Annotated in this window: 16 protein-coding genes, 2 pseudogenes and 1 other annotated feature; of the genes and pseudogenes, 6 read left to right on the forward strand and 12 right to left on the reverse strand. The window is 41.2% G+C overall.

Annotated elements, in window-relative coordinates:
• Positions 1-113 (forward strand) — a sequence feature (AL1L pseudoknot). This feature is flagged as partial in the annotation.
• Positions 1-941 (forward strand): IS3 family transposase (locus FTV30_RS13305; protein WP_180001753.1); only part of this gene is annotated, 941 nt, incomplete at its 5' end. Its footprint overlaps the feature before it by 113 nt.
• 204 nt (positions 942-1,145) lie before the next feature.
• On the opposite strand, the gene FTV30_RS13310 is transcribed toward FTV30_RS13305, so the two are convergent.
• Complete coding sequence (locus tag FTV30_RS13310; protein ID WP_180001754.1) at positions 1,146-1,508, reverse strand: endonuclease domain-containing protein; 363 nt, start codon at positions 1,506-1,508, stop codon at positions 1,146-1,148.
• A gap of 292 nt (positions 1,509-1,800) precedes the next feature.
• Between FTV30_RS13310 and dhaK the strand changes: the two genes are divergently transcribed.
• The gene (gene dhaK, locus FTV30_RS13315) at positions 1,801-3,531 is read left to right on the forward strand and encodes a dihydroxyacetone kinase subunit DhaK (RefSeq protein WP_180001755.1); all 1,731 of its coding nucleotides are present in this window, start codon (positions 1,801-1,803) and stop codon (positions 3,529-3,531) included.
• An 89-nt stretch (positions 3,532-3,620) separates the two neighbouring features.
• Here dhaK and FTV30_RS13320 read toward each other — a convergent pair whose 3' ends face one another.
• The 3 genes from FTV30_RS13320 to FTV30_RS13330 all read right to left on the reverse strand — a co-directional run bounded on the left by FTV30_RS13320 (position 3,621) and on the right by FTV30_RS13330 (position 6,613).
• On the reverse strand, positions 3,621-4,895 hold the full coding sequence (locus FTV30_RS13320; protein ID WP_034608631.1) for a glutaminase: 1,275 nt from the start codon (positions 4,893-4,895) through the stop codon (positions 3,621-3,623).
• A 219-nt stretch (positions 4,896-5,114) separates the two neighbouring features.
• On the reverse strand, positions 5,115-5,921 hold the full coding sequence (locus FTV30_RS13325; protein ID WP_180001756.1) for an SDR family oxidoreductase: 807 nt from the start codon (positions 5,919-5,921) through the stop codon (positions 5,115-5,117).
• A gap of 20 nt (positions 5,922-5,941) precedes the next feature.
• On the reverse strand, positions 5,942-6,613 hold the full coding sequence (locus FTV30_RS13330; RefSeq protein ID WP_005172058.1) for a hypothetical protein: 672 nt from the start codon (positions 6,611-6,613) through the stop codon (positions 5,942-5,944).
• A gap of 174 nt (positions 6,614-6,787) precedes the next feature.
• Here FTV30_RS13330 and FTV30_RS13335 point away from each other — a divergent pair, with 174 nt between their 5' ends.
• Positions 6,788-9,682 (forward strand): valine--tRNA ligase, encoded by a 2,895-nt coding sequence (locus tag FTV30_RS13335; protein WP_180001757.1) that lies wholly within the window; start codon positions 6,788-6,790, stop codon positions 9,680-9,682.
• 60 nt (positions 9,683-9,742) lie between these two features.
• Here the strand turns inward: FTV30_RS13335 and FTV30_RS13340 are convergent, their stop codons facing one another.
• The 5 genes from FTV30_RS13340 to FTV30_RS13360 form a co-directional block, all read right to left on the reverse strand.
• On the reverse strand, positions 9,743-10,804 hold the full coding sequence (locus FTV30_RS13340; RefSeq protein ID WP_100355301.1) for a DGQHR domain-containing protein: 1,062 nt from the start codon (positions 10,802-10,804) through the stop codon (positions 9,743-9,745).
• On the reverse strand, positions 10,801-11,322 hold the full coding sequence (locus tag FTV30_RS13345; RefSeq protein ID WP_180001758.1) for a hypothetical protein: 522 nt from the start codon (positions 11,320-11,322) through the stop codon (positions 10,801-10,803). The genes FTV30_RS13340 and FTV30_RS13345 overlap by 4 nt, the downstream gene beginning before the upstream one ends.
• Before the next feature lie 274 nt (positions 11,323-11,596).
• Complete coding sequence (locus FTV30_RS13350; RefSeq protein WP_100355303.1) at positions 11,597-11,962, reverse strand: endonuclease domain-containing protein; 366 nt, start codon at positions 11,960-11,962, stop codon at positions 11,597-11,599.
• A 116-nt stretch (positions 11,963-12,078) separates the two neighbouring features.
• Positions 12,079-12,453 carry an endonuclease domain-containing protein gene (locus tag FTV30_RS13355; protein WP_100355304.1) on the reverse strand — a complete coding sequence of 125 codons (375 nt, stop codon included), beginning with the start codon at positions 12,451-12,453 and terminating at the stop codon, positions 12,079-12,081.
• Between the two features lie 210 nt (positions 12,454-12,663).
• A complete protein-coding gene (locus tag FTV30_RS13360; RefSeq protein WP_180001759.1) occupies positions 12,664-13,707 on the reverse strand; it encodes a molecular chaperone DnaJ in 1,044 nt (347 codons plus the stop codon).
• Between the two features lie 162 nt (positions 13,708-13,869).
• Here FTV30_RS13360 and FTV30_RS13365 point away from each other — a divergent pair, with 162 nt between their 5' ends.
• Complete coding sequence (locus FTV30_RS13365; protein ID WP_005096213.1) at positions 13,870-14,406, forward strand: hypothetical protein; 537 nt, start codon at positions 13,870-13,872, stop codon at positions 14,404-14,406.
• Between the two features lie 50 nt (positions 14,407-14,456).
• On the opposite strand, the gene FTV30_RS13370 is transcribed toward FTV30_RS13365, so the two are convergent.
• A complete protein-coding gene (locus FTV30_RS13370) occupies positions 14,457-15,173 on the reverse strand; it encodes a carbonic anhydrase family protein (RefSeq protein ID WP_180001760.1) in 717 nt (238 codons plus the stop codon).
• Between the two features lie 435 nt (positions 15,174-15,608).
• On the opposite strand from FTV30_RS13370, the gene FTV30_RS13375 reads away from it, so the two are divergent.
• Complete coding sequence (locus FTV30_RS13375; RefSeq protein WP_180001761.1) at positions 15,609-16,286, forward strand: DUF421 domain-containing protein; 678 nt, start codon at positions 15,609-15,611, stop codon at positions 16,284-16,286.
• Between the two features lies 1 nt (position 16,287).
• On the opposite strand, the gene FTV30_RS13380 is transcribed toward FTV30_RS13375, so the two are convergent.
• On the reverse strand, positions 16,288-16,989 hold the full coding sequence (locus FTV30_RS13380) for an HAD family hydrolase (RefSeq protein ID WP_180001762.1): 702 nt from the start codon (positions 16,987-16,989) through the stop codon (positions 16,288-16,290).
• 140 nt (positions 16,990-17,129) lie between these two features.
• A pseudogene (locus FTV30_RS13385) lies at positions 17,130-17,471 on the reverse strand (porin); the annotation flags it as partial.
• Between the two features lie 56 nt (positions 17,472-17,527).
• Here FTV30_RS13385 and FTV30_RS13390 point away from each other — a divergent pair.
• A pseudogene (locus tag FTV30_RS13390) lies at positions 17,528-17,872 on the forward strand (transposase); the annotation flags it as partial.
• Positions 17,873-17,968: the final 96 nt, after the last annotated feature.

Below are 17,968 nucleotides of genomic sequence, written 5' to 3' on the forward strand. Positions count from 1 at the left end.
TTTTTCGCCCAGGCGGAGCTCGACCGCCCACACAAATAATGGTGGATTTCATCCATAACAATAAAGACTTATATGGTGTTGATGCGATTTGTAGGATTTTACCGATCGCAGCTTCAACCTATTACCGGACCCTAGATCTCTGCGAAAATCCAGAACATCGAGCAAAGCAAGATTTACATGACTTGCATCATGCTGAGGAGATTAAACGAATTTGGAAGGAAAGTTCAGGTCAATATGGTGTACGTAAAGTCTGGCAAAAACTGAAACGTGAAGGCTATATTATTGCACGCTGTACTGTTGCTCGATTAATGAAAAAGCTAGGTATACAAGGTGTTTGGCGAGGTAAGAACAAACAAACCACCCGTAGCCGAGATGACCAAAAACGAGCAGATGATTTAGTGAAACGGAATTTTAGAGCTGATCAGTCTAATCACTTGTGGGTTGCTGACTTTACCTATATTCAAACAAATTCAGGCTGGGTCTATACCGCCTTTATTATTGATGTGTTCTCACGAGCAATTGTTGGATGGAAAGTATCGACACGGATGAATACAGATATGGTGCTCGATGCATTGGAGCAAGCATTGCATGATCGAGGCATGCCAAAGAATGTGATTCATCATTCCGACAGAGGTGTGCAATATCTTTCCATTCGCTATACCAATCGTTTAGAAGCAGCAAATTTACGAGCATCAGTCGGTACGACTGGTGATTCATACGATAATGCTTTGGCTGAAACGGTGAATGGCTTATACAAAACAGAGGTGATTGAATATCTAAAAGCAGATTGGCAAGGTTTAGCAGATGTACAACTTGCGACACTAAACTGGGTAGATTGGTTCAATAAAAAGCGTGTACACAGTGCACTGGGTTACAAGTCGCCTTTTGAGTTTGAAGCAATGTACTATGATAAGATTAACCCGTTAGGTCAGGTGGCCTAACTTAAATAAAAAAGTCTCCGACAAACCCGGTACGGTTCAATATGAAAAATTCACTCATTCAGTTAAACCCACTTGTGAACTATCATTCTGCATAAAGCCCCCCTCCTAGCTTCCCATTTAAAAAGGGAGGAACTAGCCAAATCCACAACCGCAATCAAATTCGCGCGAAGTCCCTCTTTTCCAAAGAGGGATCTAGGGAGATTTTTATGAAAGCTCTTTCAGACAACACTGATAAATCGTTTCCACCACATCATCAATCCGCCCCATCACCTGCCCATTATCAAATCTCAACACTTTCAATCCAAGTTGAGCCAGAGCTTCATCTCGAATGCGATCTGTTTCTAACCCATCTTCCGTAAAGTGTTGACTACCATCACATTCAATCACTAAATTGGCAGCATGACAGTAAAAATCAACGATGTAATTTAAAATTGGTTTTTGCCGATAGAACTGCAAACCTAAAATTTGCTTATTACGAAGTCGTGACCATAACAACTTTTCAGCATCGGTCATGTTGTTGCGTAAATCACGCGAGGCTTGTTTTAAGTTTTTATTGTAGGGTTTCATTTTTTATTCTCTTTTAATAATCCCTCCTCTTGCGCCATACATGGCTCACCTTTAAAAAAGGGAGGGATACCACGAATCGAAAACCGCAATCAAATTCGCGTAAGTCCCCCTTTATCAAAGGGGGATTTAGGGGGATTCTTTTAAAAATAAATATACATCAAAAACCGCCCCTTTTCTAACCACCCAACCCCAAATCATCCGCTTTTACATTTTTAACTCTGCAAAAATCATTACTTTCTATAATAATAGAGCAATAAATTTATCTCCCAAATCAATCACTCTTGGTGTTCCAATGAAAAAACTCATCAACAACCCTGAAAACCTGGTTGTCGAAATGTGCAAAGGCTTTGTCCTCGCTCATCCAGAACTCGCATTTACCGAGTCACACAAAATCATTTCAAGAAAAGCAAAACATAATAATGTCGCACTGATCAGTGGTGGCGGCAGCGGTCACGAGCCGGCACATGCAGGCTTTGTCGGCGCAGGTATGTTAGACGCAGCCGTTTGTGGTGATGTATTTGCATCACCTTCACAAATTCAGGTCTATAAAGCCCTGCAGCATGTCGCAACAGACAAAGGCGTGCTGATGATCATTAAAAACTATTCTGGCGATATGATGAATTTCCAGAATGGTGCAGCGCTTGCAACAGATGACGGCATTAACGTGGATTACGTCAAAGTAGCAGATGACATTGCAGTCAAAGACAGCTTATATACTGTCGGTCGTCGTGGTGTTGCCGGTACAGTATTGGTACATAAAATTGCCGGTGCTGCAGCATCAAAAGGCTTAGAACTTCCTGAAGTCAAAGCTGTGGCTCAAAAAGCTGCGGACAATGTCATTAGTCTTGGTTTTGCTTATAGCTCATGTACCGTTCCTGCCAAGGGCACTCCAACCTTTACTCTTGCCGATGATGAAATGGAATACGGCGTAGGCATCCACGGTGAACCGGGAATTCGTCGTGAAAAAATATTGCCATCAAAAGAACTGGCTCAACGTATTGTTGATGACCTGTTTCTTGACCGTCCTGACCTGACTGAAGTAGCGGTATTGGTCAATGGTTTTGGTTCAACGCCAATGCAGGAGCTGTATGTCTTTAACAACGATGTTTGCGAACATTTGGCACGTAAAGGCATCAAAATTTATCGTACTTTTGTCGGTAACTACATGACCAGTATCGACATGAACGGTGCATCGGTATCTTTACTTGCTCTGGATGCTGAACTGAAAACCTATTTAGATGCAGAAGCCAATACCCCTGCATTTAAAACGGATGGTTCACCTGCACTACCTTTTGAATTTGCAGCAAAAAATGCAGCAGCTGAACGCAGCGCCAATACCGAAGTTGAAACCCAACCTGAACATGCAATAATCAGCAATGAGCAATTCACGATTGAGAATATGCGTTATGTCGTCGATGTCATGGCGGCTTGCATTATTAAAAATGAAGTGCCTTTCTGCGAGCTAGATGCGCATGCCGGCGATGGTGATTTCGGCATGAGCGTGGCCAAAGGCTTTAAACAGCTAAAACGTGAATGGCAAAGTCTGATTCAAGCACAGCATATGGATGAATTCATGCTGAACTGCTCAATGATCATTATGGAATACTGTGGCGGCGCATCAGGTCCAATCTGGGGTTCAGCCTTCCGTGCCGCGAGTAAGGCCATTCAAGATAAAACCAGTTTAACTGTCGCTGACTTTGCTGAAATGTTGCAGGCGGCAGTCAAAGGCATTCAAGTGACCGGTGAGCGTTCATTTGGTCGTGGTGCCGTGGTGGGGGATAAAACCCTGATTGATGCCCTAGTACCATGTGCAGATTCATGGTCTGCCAATACCGGCAAGACTTTTAAAGAAAACTTTGTCTTGGGTGCAGCGGCTGCGGTAAAAGGTGCAGAATCGACTCAAGAGATTGTAGCACGTATGGGCCGTGCCGGTACGGTCGGTGACCGTAGCTTAGGCTATCCGGATGCCGGTGCACATGGTTTAGGTGTGATCTTTAGCGACATTGCAGCACATATTAAATAAATCATTTATTAAAAAAGCCTCGAATCATCGGGGCTTTTTTTATTTCCGGGTATACAGCTGGTGCTCAAGCAAGACAGCAGAAAAAGCGTCTATTGAAATTTTTCTAGATACTTGTTCAGGTTTTCTTTGACCACGACTCTTTTATTACCCTTCATCTGTGCTTCACTCAAAATCCCTTCCGAGTCAACCACCACAACAGGATGACCATCCTTTTTCAAACGCGCCACGCCTTCAAATAACATGCGGGCGCCGACATTATGAATTAGGGTCAAATTGGTCAGATCCAGTACAATTCGTTTTTTGCCTTCCGGTTCATCTTCCAAAATACGCAGCAGCATTTCCGATTCAGTAAACTGCAATACGCCACGCAGTTCATACACCACCACATGATCGCGTTTTCCAGTGAGATAACGGTTTTGTAAAATGGTTTGTGCCGACGGCGTTCCTTCCATTAAATGTAGCCCCATTTCCCGGGATATACGTTCAAAGATATCGACCCCACGCGCGCTATGCCCATGTTCATCAATTCGTGGAGAAAATACGGCGATGCCCACCTGTCCAGGCAATACGCCAATAATGCCGCCTGCGACCCCACTTTTTGCCGGAATGCCCACCGTGGTCAGCCAGTCACCGGCAGCATCATACATCCCGCAAGTGAGCATCACGCTCAGGACTTGCCGCACCACAGAACGATCCAATAATTTTTTACCGGTCTGCGGCTGAATCCCACCGTTGGCGAGTACCCCGGCAATCATCGCCAGGTCTTTGACCGTCACCTTGATTGAACATTGCTTGATATAACCATTGACAATCGCTTCTGGATCTTCTTCCAATACTCCTACTGTACGCAGCATATAACCCAAGGATCTGTTACGAAACGCCGTTTTCAGTTCAGAGGTATATACATCGGTATCAAAACTCAGTTCACGTCCAGCCAAACCGCTTAAAAAACGGCGCAACTGTTCCGCCCGGGATACTGTGCGTTTATAGGGAATCAGGGAATGGGCAGTAATGGCACCCGAATTGATCATCGGATTTTTCGGAATATTGGTGTCTTTCTCCAGTGAAATCTGGTTAAAGGCCTCGCCCGAAGGTTCCACGCCCACTTTTTCCATGACCTTGGTCAGGCCGACTTTCTGCAAGGCCAAGGCATAGGCAAAAGGCTTGGACATGGACTGCATGGTGAACTCAACCTCGTCATCACCGGTGGAATAGATCGTGCCATCTACGGTGGAGAGTGCCAAAGCAAACTTCTCTGGATCGACTGCTGCCAGCTCAGGAATATAGTCGGCCAAGGCCCCTTTATCATTGTCTTGGCAGGAGCTTAAAACATGCTTGAGATAATCTGGCACCGGTGTTTTCATCGAATGAGCGTATTCCAATTCACTATTATTTTTAACTAACATAGCGGTTTTTGACTTAAGTACCAGAGTGAAAAGGTAATTTTCTGCATATCTGTGTGATGGGTTGTGCACACTTTGCGTCAGCTCCTCCAGAAATTAAATTGTAGGTTTGTTCATAATTTTCTTTTTAAGAGCGATCAAAAAAGGGCAATACTGCCCTTTTTATTGAGTCTGGATGATCTATTTCACCTTGGTTCTGCGAATCATCTTGTACAGGACTTTTGGCGAAATACGCGACACCAGTACCCCGAGTTTTTCTTTCTTGCCGCCAATCACGATATATTCTTCGCCGCTCTGCAAAGCTTGTACAGTTTGACGGGCAAAATCTTCTGCGGACAGACCATTTTCAATCGCTTCATCTGCATGCCCTTGCGGCTTCCCTTGACCATTTAAAGCGTTCAGGGACACATTGGTTTTAACAAAACCGGGGAAAATCACCGATACGCCAATCCCCTGATCTGCCACTTCAGCACGCAGGCTGTTGGCCCACATATGAATTGCTGCTTTGGCTGCGGAATAAGACGCGCGATATTGTGTACCGAGCAAACCTGCAACACTGGAAATAAACACGATACGGCCGGTTTTTTGTGCCAGAAAAGTTGGCAGTACGGTTTTGGTCAAAAATACCTGCGAGAAATAATCGACTTCCATAATGGCGCGTTCAGTCTGCATGGTGGTTTCTGCAATCAGGGCACGCTGACTGAGTCCGGCATTATTGATCAGCCAGTCAATCCGGCCTTTTTGTTGCACAACCTGCTCATAGGCATGGCGAACCTGACTTTCATCGGTGATATCAGCCGTGATGGAAATATGCTGATCCGGATTGATCAGGCTTTGGCGCACATTTTCCAGTTCTTCATGACGGCGCGCAGTCAATACCACCTGCGCTCCCTGTGCGGCACATTGCTGTGCAATCGCCTTGCCAATCCCTGAAGATGCGCCAGTAATCCAGACCACTTTTCCATTTAAACTTTCAACTTTCGCCATGAAATCCTGTTTCCTTTGTTTTAATAAATATGGTGCGGCCTTTCATCTTCCAGAAATGCCAGTAAATGCTCGAAATAATAACGCATCGTATCAGCATCATAGATGCTACCGAGCTTGTCAAAACGTTTATAGCCGAGCTGGGTGGTTAGGTGAATCACCCCATTTAAGGTTTTATCGACCACAACATTAAACTTCAACAGGTTTTTCGGTTCACGGATCAAACAGGTCACGCCCTGATCAACGACCTGGGTAAAGGCTTTGAGTGCCGGCGAGACATATTGATGATTGCCGGTTTTCATCTGATCCACACAACCCAGTAACTCCATCACCAGCATCTTTTCCACCGGATAACGCACAAAAACATCGCCGTCATGCGTATAGGTCATGCGATGCAGATAATTCACCATGGGCATGAGCCGTTCATTGCCAAATAAGGAAACCGACCAAGGCATATATTTACGTGTCGTCTCAATAATGTGCTGAATCACTTTTTCAGATTCACTGTCGGGAGATTTCGCGATCTGCACCATCTGACCAAAAATCTGGTCAATAATTTCACAGGCCATATCGGCCAGATTTTCACCGAGCGGTTTAGCCAGACTGTCTGGATCACCGGCATTTAATCTAGAATGAAGGTCGATAAAGCGCTGATGGGTTTCAGGCTGGATCTTCAGGGAAATGCTATAGCTCATCTTGTTATCCTTTTTAATCTTCTGCGATGAGTCGCGTTTTTTATCTTTGCATCATACGACGAGTTGCTCTGCATGCCAATTGTCTAAAGTTTGCATTTGGTTAAGCTGCCGCATCCACTATTTTTTTTGCTACAATAGATCCAATTTTTCATCTACTTTTGATCTGTTTAGACTATGACTGATTCAGCGCAAAATATCGCGACAACCTACGATCCGACCGAGATCGAGAAAAAATGGTACCAAACTTGGGAAGAGCGCGGCTACTTCAAGCCCTCTGAAAAAGGCGAATCATTCTGCATCATGATTCCGCCGCCAAACGTCACTGGTAACTTGCACATGGGTCATGGTTTTAACAATGCCATCATGGATGCATTGACCCGTTATAACCGTATGTCAGGTAAAAATACGCTTTGGCAACCGGGTACTGACCACGCCGGTATTGCCACCCAAATGGTGGTAGAACGTCAGCTTGGTGCAGAAGGCATTAGCCGTCATGACTTGGGCCGTGAAAAGTTCATCGAAAAAGTCTGGGAATGGAAAGAACAGTCTGGCGGTAATATTACCCGTCAAATCCGTCGTTTGGGTTCTTCTGTAGACTGGTCACGTGAACGCTTCACTATGGATGATGGTCTATCCAATGCGGTCAAAGAGGTATTTGTAAAACTGCATGAACAAGGTTTGATCTACCGTGGTAAACGCCTTGTTAACTGGGATCCAAAATTACAAACGGCGCTTTCTGACTTAGAAGTTGAGTCTGATAAAGAAGAAGCAGGTTCATTGTGGCATCTGAAATATTTCTTTGAAGATAAATCATTGCGCACGCACGATGGCAAAGATTATATCGTGGTCGCAACCACCCGTCCTGAAACCCTGCTCGGTGATACTGCCATTGCAGTTGCCCTGGATGATGAGCGTTATGCGCATCTTGTCGGCAAAAACATCATCCTGCCGATTACCGGTCGTAGCGTGGCAATTGTTAAAGATGAATATGTTGACAAAGAATTTGGTACAGGCTGTGTAAAAATCACCCCTGCGCATGATTTCAATGACTATGAAGTGGGTAAACGCTGCGAATTGCCAATCATCAACATCTTCAACAAAAATGCTGAAGTGTTGGCTGAGTTTGAATACATCGCGAAAGCGGGCGAGCAAATTTCTAAAACCATCCCTGCACCTGCGGAATATGTGGGCTTAGATCGTTTTGAAGCACGTAAAAAATTAGTTGAACAAGCTGAAGCTGAAGGCTGGTTAGAGCAAATCCAACCGTATACGCTTAAACCACCTCGCGGTGACCGTTCAGGGGTCATCGTTGAGCCGTTACTGACGGATCAATGGTATGTGAAAATTGCACCGCTTGCTGAGCCTGCAATTAAAGCGGTGAAAGATGGCGAGATTAAATTCGTTCCTGAGCAATACAGCAACATGTACATGGCCTGGATGAACAACATCCAAGACTGGTGTATCTCGCGTCAATTGTGGTGGGGTCACCGCATTCCTGCTTGGTACGATGTAGATGGTAATGTTTATGTAGGTCGTGACGAAGCTGAAGTTCGTGCGAAAAACAATATCCCTGCCGATGTTCAATTAGACCAAGACGAAGACGTACTCGATACATGGTTCTCATCGGGTCTTTGGACGTTCTCAACTTTAGGTTGGACTGGCGATGAAGCCAAAGATAAAGAAAACTATTTCTTAAATACTTTCCACCCGACTGATGTACTTGTGACTGGTTTTGACATCATCTTCTTCTGGGTTGCCCGCATGATCATGATGACCATGCACTTCATGAAGAATGAAGATGGCACACCACAAGTACCGTTTAAAACTGTGTATGTACACGGTTTGGTACGTGATGGCGAAGGTCAGAAAATGTCTAAATCTAAGGGTAACGTGCTTGACCCATTAGACTTGATTGACGGTGTTGATCTTGAAACTTTGGTACAAAAACGTACCACAGGTTTGATGAACCCGAAACAAGCAGCGAAGATTGAAAAATCGACTCGTAAAGAATTCCCTGAAGGGATTCAATCTTACGGTACAGATGCGGTTCGTTTCACATTCTGTGCGCTTGCGAACACCGGTCGTGACATCAAGTTCGACATGAAGCGTGTTGAAGGCTACCGTAACTTTGCCAACAAAATCTGGAACGCAACCCGTTTCGTGATGATGAACTGCGAAGAACAAGTGATTGGTCAAGAAGTTCGTCAAGACCTTTGGGAATTGCCTGAACAGTGGATTGTAAGCCGTCTACAAAAAGCAGAACAAGCAGTGCAAACAGCATTTGCAACGTATCGTTTAGACTTGGCTGCACAAGCGATTTACGAGTTCATTTGGAATGAATACTGTGACTGGTATGTCGAGCTGACTAAGCCTGTTCTGAATGATGAAAATATCTCGGTAGAACGTAAAGCTGAAATCCGCCGTGTTCTTCTTGCTGTGATGGAAGCGTCTTTACGTTTGGCACATCCGTTGATGCCTTACTTGACAGAAGAAATTTGGCAAACGCTTGCGCCGAAACTGAACATTTCTGGCGAAACAATCATGTTGGCTCAGTACCCTGTTGCTGACCAAGCGCTCATCAATGATCAAGCTGAAGCTGATATGCAGTGGCTGCAAGGTTTGATTGGTGCGGTACGTAACATTCGTGGTGAAATGGGTCTAGGTAATGCGCGTTTGTTGCCTGTTCTGCTTCAAAACACCACTGATGCTGAAAAAGCACAGATCGCACGTATTGAACCGTTGTTTAAAGCATTGGCGAAAGTTGAAAGCATTACCTTCTTAGGCGACAGCGAACAACCACCATTATCTTCATCAAGTGTTGTAGGTCATGTGTCTGTATTCGTTCCAATGAAGGGTTTAATTGACCCTAAAGCGGAATTGGGTCGTCTACAAAAAGACTTAGACAAGGTTCAAAAACAGCATGACCAAATTGCAACTAAACTTTCTAACGAAGGTTTTGTAGCGAAAGCACCTGCTGCTGTGGTTGAAGGCGAGAAGGTAAAACTTGCTGAGTTTTCTGACCAGTTAGCGAAGATTAAAGCGAATATGGAGCAGATTGCGGCGCTTTAATGTGTTGATAATTTAATCTAATTTGTAGTATAAAGGGCTGATTATTTAGCCCTTTATTTATTATAAGATAGCATCTTTAATAAGGTTAGCTAATTTTGTTCTAGATTGCTCATTAGATCCAAAGAACTCTGAAGTCATTTCTAACTGGCCTGAAATTGGTGAATCTAAATAATTTTTTAATTTCTTAAATTCATCAATAAAAAATTCTTTTCGCAAATCTCTCTGATCAAATCCATGTTTCAGATATTCTGGTAAGTGTTTTAATAATGCACCATACCCAATAGGTTTGGATAAAATATATTCTTCAGGATTATTCCATTGTTGATAAAAAACTTCACTAATAGCACTAAAATAGTTTAAAAGTACTTTTAAAATTAGTTCATCTTTATCTTCAATAAAATACTTCCTAAATGGCAACTTCTCATCATATTCAAGAGGAATATTATTTTTAATATCGATTGAATCCTTATCTGGATTTTTACTAATTAGAGGTAATAAATAATTAATGAATGCCGCTTGAGATAAAGATGCTTTATCTTGTCCAAATTCCTTTTTTCCTAACATTTTTATTCGATTATAAAATGGAGAATCTTTACTTCTATTTAAAGTTTTAACTATATCATGACATGTTTTATATGGACTACGATATGGATTCAATGCAAACAGATCGTATATTCTAGACATAGGAACCCGCGTTTGCTTACTATTGATGATTGAAAAAACGTATCCTTTTTGATAGCTATCAAGATCAAACATAAATACTACTGGCAAATCAAATTTTTTACTCAAACCTGACTTCTCTATCCCAAGTAGTCTATGTTGTCCATCTATTATTTCACCAATAGAAACACCATCTTTAAACTCTAAGTACTCGTCACTAATTTTTATAAAATTTTTAGCATATACTGAAATAATAATTGCAGTAGGAAATGTCGCATCTGGATCATTACAATAATTTGCTATTGCAGCAATTCTTTCAGGTGCTGTTTCTCTTTGAATATTATCTTGATCTAGTATAGTTCTAGCTCGAGTATCAGTTACACCAATTAATTCAGATGCATTAACAACTGATAGATAAAATGTACCAATTGGTTGATTAACCGTAAAATATTTAAATTTCACATTTTCTCTCCATCAGGACCTTGTGTAGCATTCTCTGCATTATTCATCATGTCATCAGATTCTTTATCAGATTTTTGATGAAAAAGATCATCTAATTCCTGATGAATACTATTTTTAAAATCCAATCTTAATAAACAAGCTGCATACACAGAAACTAATATTGAAGTTAAATATCCAATACCTTGAAAAATATAAACAGGTATAAAAAGATTAACTCTATTATCTGAATTCAACTGAACTAATGCATGAATTAATGCACATATTGCAATTCCACTGCCCAAAAAAAGCATAGTAAAAAATTTTAATGACTTAAATCTAGATGCTTCGTCATACAAAAAGCTCACCATTAATGCACATAAAGATGAAGCCATTAATGAAATAGAAAATATATAGTAATTACCATTTAAAAAATCAGCTTTAAAAGCTGACCAAAAGTTAATTACCACCCCATCAATTAAACTTTTACTTTTAAAAAATATTTGTAAAAAATAATTTAAAATAATACCTATTTGACCCAAAAAAATTACACATATGAGCCAAATAAATGACTCTCTTTTATAATTTTTTATGACTTGAAAAGGTACTTTTATATGCTTCGGTGTTAAATCATTCAGGTACCTAAACATGTCAATAACTTCTCTTCCATTCACATAAAAAAAATACGTGATTGTTAAAAAATAATAAACTATAACTCTATCCACAAAGCTAACGATTGTTTTTATATAAATCAATATTATTATACACTATAAAAAAACTTTAAAGTCCTGCATTAAAATCAAGCGCAAGTGAGGATTAGGGAAAGGTATTTTTCAATTCAGCACATCTCTGCCACAAATCCTCCAACACCACATCCACCCGTCCTAACACATCATGATTCCAATACCGAACCACAGTTAAACCCAAAACCTCTAAAAACTTTGCACGTTCAGCATCATATTCAATCACATCATCCATTCCATGCTGACCACCATCCAACTCAATCACCAAACCAATTTCATGACAGTAAAAATCAACAATATAAGGTTCAATCACATGTTGTCGTCTAAATTTTAAATCCATAAATCGTCTTGCACGTAAAACTTGCCACATCAAATGTTCTGCATCTGTGGAATTGGTACGCATATTTTTGGCAAATTCTAATAATTTCGGGTTAATCATTTTTATTATTTCCTCTTACCCTCACCCCGACCCTCTCCCAAAGGGAGAGGGAGCATCATTTAATTTAATACCTGTATGAATTTCACAATGGAATTCCCTCTCCTTTCAGGAGAGGGTTAGGGAGAGGTATTTTTTAATTCAAAACACCTCTGCCACAAATCCTCCAATACCACATCCGTCCGATTCAACACATCATGATTCCAATACCTTACAACCGTTAACCTTAAAGCCTCTAAAAACCTCGTCCGTTTAGCATCATATTGAATCGCATCATCTATCCCATGCTGACCACCATCCAACTCAATTGCCAAACCAATTTCATGACAGTAAAAATCCACAATATAAGGTTTGATCACATGCTGACGACGGAATTTAAGATTCATAAAACGCTTGGCACGCAGAACTTGCCACATCAGGTGTTCTGCATCGGTGGCGGTGTGGCGCATGGATTTGGCAAATTCTAATAATTGGGGATCGAGCTTCTTATTCATTTGGGATTTATTTTTTATTTTTAAATAATTATATCAGATTACCCTCACCCCTTGCGAAGCAGTGCTTCTCATCCCACAGGGAGAGGGAGCGTCATTTGATTTAATACTAATATGAATTTTATATTGAAGTTCCCTCTCCTGAGCAAGTTTTAAAGCACTGCTTTAAAACGAAGCGCAAGTGAGGGCTAGGGAGAGGTAATTCTAATTAAATTAAAGCATCCCATGCCTTAAAAACATCTCTAAGCCACTCACCTTCTTGATATATCTCAAGCGTTCTTTTTCTACTTTAATCTGCTGCTTTATGGCCAAAGTATCTTCATCAATCTGCTTATACAAGTCAGCAATTTGAACTTTCCCTTTCGTCTTTTTCACCGCAATTTTGGTTTTATGCGACCACACCAAAGTCTCAATTAACGCATCAATTTGAGCTTGTAATGTCTGACTCTGCGCATCTAACGCCAGTTGGTAAAGCTTGATTTGCTCTGCAGTTAAACTCTTTTGTGAAGGATCTCGGTCTTGTTCAATCTGAAGCTGCATTTTCAATAAAGCAAATAAATCCTGCTTTTCATAAGCCTGATTGGCATGTTGCAACAACTCTGTCTTTTTTATTTTCTTGACATCATTCGCTTCACGGTCAGGATGAATGGCCGCCGCAATTTTTAAATACACGGTTTTCAATGACTGCTCTGCCATCGCTGCTGCCTGCGCCTGTTTTTCCTGCTGGCGTTTTAATCTGGCTTGCTCACGTACTTGTTGAAAATGTTCACTATCCCATTCTTCAAATACATCTGTGTCGGCCTGATCTATACCATTTTGATCTTCGGAAAACCCTTCTGGTGCATTGGTCTTTTTCTGATTTTTTCTGAGTTGGATATGTTCATTGAGCTGCTGATAGTAACTATCAATTTCATTGACCTTATGCGCTTCCTGCACCGACATTGCCTGTGAATCTTTTAAATAAGCCGCCAGGGATTGAATTTTTTCATCCATTACCACGATCTCGGCCTTGGAAAATTCTGCCTCATGCAGATGCTGCCATAACTGTTCAAGCTGCGCGAACAAAACACCATGCAATTCATGATAAACCGGTATGAAAGTTTGCTGTGTATATTGTCGAATCTCTTCTTCGGCCTGCTGCCACTGTGCCAGCTCAAGCTTCTGCTGTGCAATTCTATCAATCAGGCGATCCAGCTTTTTCTGCTGTGTCGAAAGCGCTGTGAATGGCTGAATCATGGTTTTTAAATTGAAAGACATGATATTCAAAATAAGCAGGACAGATTATTAAGTTTAACGGTTTTATGAGACAGGTGTATGCCAGTTATCGACACAAATATACACCTTATGCAAATAAATTTTGTTTAATATCAAACAATATAACAATAACTTAATTTGTGACTGTGCTGAAAGGAGATTCAGATGGCAACTCAGGCAGATTTAATCTTTAATCAGGAACTCGCTGCATGGGTACAAGCGCTAGGATCTGTGTTTGCAATTTTTGTCGCCATTAGTGTGCCCTTATATTTAAATCATTTGGCACAAAATCGTGATAATGCCTTACAAGACATGCAAAAACAAAAATTCTTTGTCACGATGCTGCCGACACTTTATCGTATTCGCCGTTATAGTGCTGACTTCATTGAACAAATGCAGTTACATCAGCAAAGTACTCAAAATATCTTACATACGTTAGAAACTGAATATCTGGAATTGATTCCGGTCTTTTCTAAAGAACTGCATATATTTGTACATAGTCAAATTTATGACCCAAACCTGAATCAATTGGCATTTGAACTGTTTCATTCCGAGGAAATTCTGCAACAACATTTATTACAGCCTAAAAACCAGAAACAGCTCAAGCATCAAGCTTTACTGAATAAACATAGCCAGTATATTCATGATGCGAGCCATCAGTTAATTAAACAGATTGAAAAGAGCCATCACCTACAACCTTAAATTGCCTTTTCAGGCCATCAATGTGTAGGCAAATGGCGCAAACAAAATGATTATTCAACAATGACACGACCATTTAATGGCTGTACCGGACGATTCTTCGGATGCCCCATTAATTTGGAAAATTCACCAATCTGTTTGGCTGAAGCCTGTTGGATCTCTTTTAAAATGAGCCAGCGCACACCCTCTGAACAAGGTGGGGTGGTCAGCGAGCCACTAAAGCGATAATAATCCAGATTTTTAGGCAGCAACTGATTGACAGGCTGTGGTGTCTTTAACACGACTTTTTCACCCTGCTTTTTCGGCAAACGTTTCCACATCTGTTTTAGCATCTGGCTGTCCTGCCCCTGCTCAAACATCATGCCAACCACTGCCAGCTCACCATCAGCATTGGCATGGACAAAATGAATCTCTAAAGGATAACTTTTACCTTGAATCAGGTTCTCACTCGGACTATGCAAATGGAACTGTTTCAGTTCAAAACGCTCCCCATCCAGCTCCAGCTCACCACCTTCGGCAAAGTCCACCTGAATGGTATGACCTTTATTTTCAATGGCGTGAATCATGTTGTTATAACTAAATTTCAGCGGTTCCAATTGTGCTTTTACCGTCCGCTCAATATTAATTGGCGACTGATTCGCACCATCACAGGCAGTATATTTCTGGCTTAAATTCGACCATTGTTCAGGCTGCATATAGCCCCAATTGGCATCTGCATAGCCTGCCGTACTCAAACCAAGCACTGTTAAAAATGTGAATATTTTTTTCACAATAATTTTCCCTATTAGAACCGTAATCAATAATTTTTCATTTAGAAAACAAATTTTTAGGCTTATGACTGCCTCATTTTTCAGAGCACAAACTACAGATTTTTACTTAATTTTGGTGAATCAATTACAAATTCCCAAACACTTAAGTCTATGAAAAGATAGAGCATTTAGAACTTATTATTTAAATTTCAATAAGATAATCATTTTAGTGTCCTAAACCAACTTGGAATAAAGTGTGAGCTGAATCACAATTAAAGTGATGAATATTTATGCAATATTTACATGAAACTTCTAGTTAGCTCATAAATAAATCTGATTATAAATTCGCTCTATTTTTCAATAATATATTTTATATTCAAAAGCTTACATAAAAACAGCAGTAAATAAACCTACCGCATTGCTAGACTCAGCTCAACGCGTTATAGGAACAGCTTAATGGATTGGGTCTCGATCTTTATTCATGATACGACTTGGAGCTTTGCATCAGAGATTTTGCTGCGTTGTATAGTCATGTATATCATGATTATCCTGTTTTTACGGCTGACCGGAAAACGTGGTGTACGACAGCTTTCCATCTTTGAAGTCGCGATCATTCTCGCCCTGGGCTCAATTGCCGGTGACCCGATGTTTACCGAAGATGTTCCCCTGATTCAAGCGGTTCTGGTGATGTCAGTGATTATCCTGATGTATCGCCTGACCACTTGGCTGATGATGAAATACCAATGGTTTGAAGACCTACTGGAAGGCAAACCGATTTATATTGTGGAAGATGGCCTGCTGGTCATTGAAGAAATTAAAAAAGGCAAAATGTCACATGATGAATTCTTTGCCGAAATGCGCCAGCAAGGCGTAGCACATCTGGGTCAGGTGCGTACCGGTTTACTGGAAACAGACGGTAAGTTCAGTATCCTGTTTTTCAAATCGGATGAGGTTCGGCCTGGGCTGCCACTATTTCCTAAAACCTGTTCGATCGTGGAGCAGGTGAAAGCAGACCGTTTATATGCCTGTATTTATTGCGGTCAGGTTCAAAACCTCTCCACAGCTGCACAACAATGTCCTCGCTGCAAATCAGCACAGTGGGCTGAAGCGATTAATTGTTTACGCATCACTTGAATTAAAGCTGATTCAGCCGTTGTAAATGCGTGAAAATTTCAGGTAGCTGCTGGATTTTATATTGGATTTCTTCGGCATCAGGATGAAAGCCCTGCATCCACAAGGCATGCATTCCGGCATTTTTTGCCCCTTGTATATCATTGATTGGATGATCGCCAATATATAAACAATGTTCAGGCAAGACGCCTAAACGTTGTGCAGTAATCTGGAAAATTTCTGGCTGTGGTTTGCTAAAACCGACTAAACCCGAACTGATGATTTCCTCGAAATAATCGGCAATGCCCAAACCTCGAATGGTATTTAAACGGGTGTCATGTCCACCATTCGAAACAATTGCCAATTGATAGCCTTGAGATTTTAACTGCGCTAGCACCTGCTTGACATCCGGCATTTCTACAGCGCAGCGACCAAACTGGCTGAACCAGAACTGTGCCAGCTCATCTATGCTGGGTGGATTTAACCAGGATAGCTCCTGTAATAATGCATAAGCTGCCGATGCACCAATACTGCCATGCGTTAGCAATTCCTTTTTAGGATAACCGCCATTATCGATGCGTCTTACAATCTCGATAATTTTTTCTGGTTCGACCTGTGCAAATGCAGACGCATAATATTCTGCCAGATAGCAGCTATAAGCTTGGGCCGTTAGATCACGATGGGTCAAGGTGTTGTCGAGGTCAAATAATACAGCTTGAATAGGCATAATTTTCAAAACGAAATGCTGAAACTTTCATTCATGGTAACAGCCCGAAACTTATTAGATCAGACATAAAATTGCTAAGTTTTGTTGTTTTAAGCATAAAAAAAGCGATGCCGAAGCACCGCTTTTAGCTTGTTATAAAATTAGAACTTGTATTCTAGACCTGTGCCAAGTACAGGCTGTTTAGTCTCTAATGAACCTTGTTCAAGCGTTAGATAACCAGCATAACCATATGCTTTGACTTGTTTAGAGAAAGCATAGTCTGCACCAACAAGAATTTGTTGAGCTTCAAAATCTGCTTTAGCAGTAGTGAATTCAGTGGTACTTTGACTATATTGACCTTTTACTGTCCAAGCTTTTGCATTTGGAAGGTTGTATTCCGCACCAATTAACCAAGCGTGTTGATCATCAATCAATGCAGCAGCAGCGTCATTACCTGCAACGGCTTCAACTTCGGAAGTTTGATAAAGTGCTTTAAGTGCTAAACGGCTTTGTTGCACAAACCTATCTGTAAAGGCTTTTTCAGCGATATAATTTCCAAATGAATAAGCCTACACAGAAAATCTACCGCACAACCAATTGGCCCGCATATAACCGAGCACTCATGAGTCGCGGAAATATTGCCATTTGGTTTGATCCTGCTACGCAATGGTATGCGCCATCAAAAGGCAAACAAGGGCGAAATCAAACCTACTCCGACGCAGCCATCCAATGCTGCTTAATGATTAAATCCTTATTCCGTTTGTCTTTACGTATGGTCACTGGCTTTGTGCAAAGTCTGATTAAACTTTGCGGATTAAATTGGACCGCACCAGATTACAGTACGCTTTGTAGAAGACAAAAGCATATTGATATGGCTTTGTTGCACAAACCTATCTGTAAAGGCTTTTTCAGCGATATAATTTTCAAATGAAGAAGCCTACACACAAAATCTACCGCACAACCAATTGGCCCGCATATAACCGAGCACTCATGAGTCGCG

The sequence above is a fragment of the Acinetobacter sp. YH12255 genome (genome assembly GCF_013417355.1).
GTDB lineage: Bacteria > Pseudomonadota > Gammaproteobacteria > Pseudomonadales > Moraxellaceae > Acinetobacter > Acinetobacter pseudolwoffii.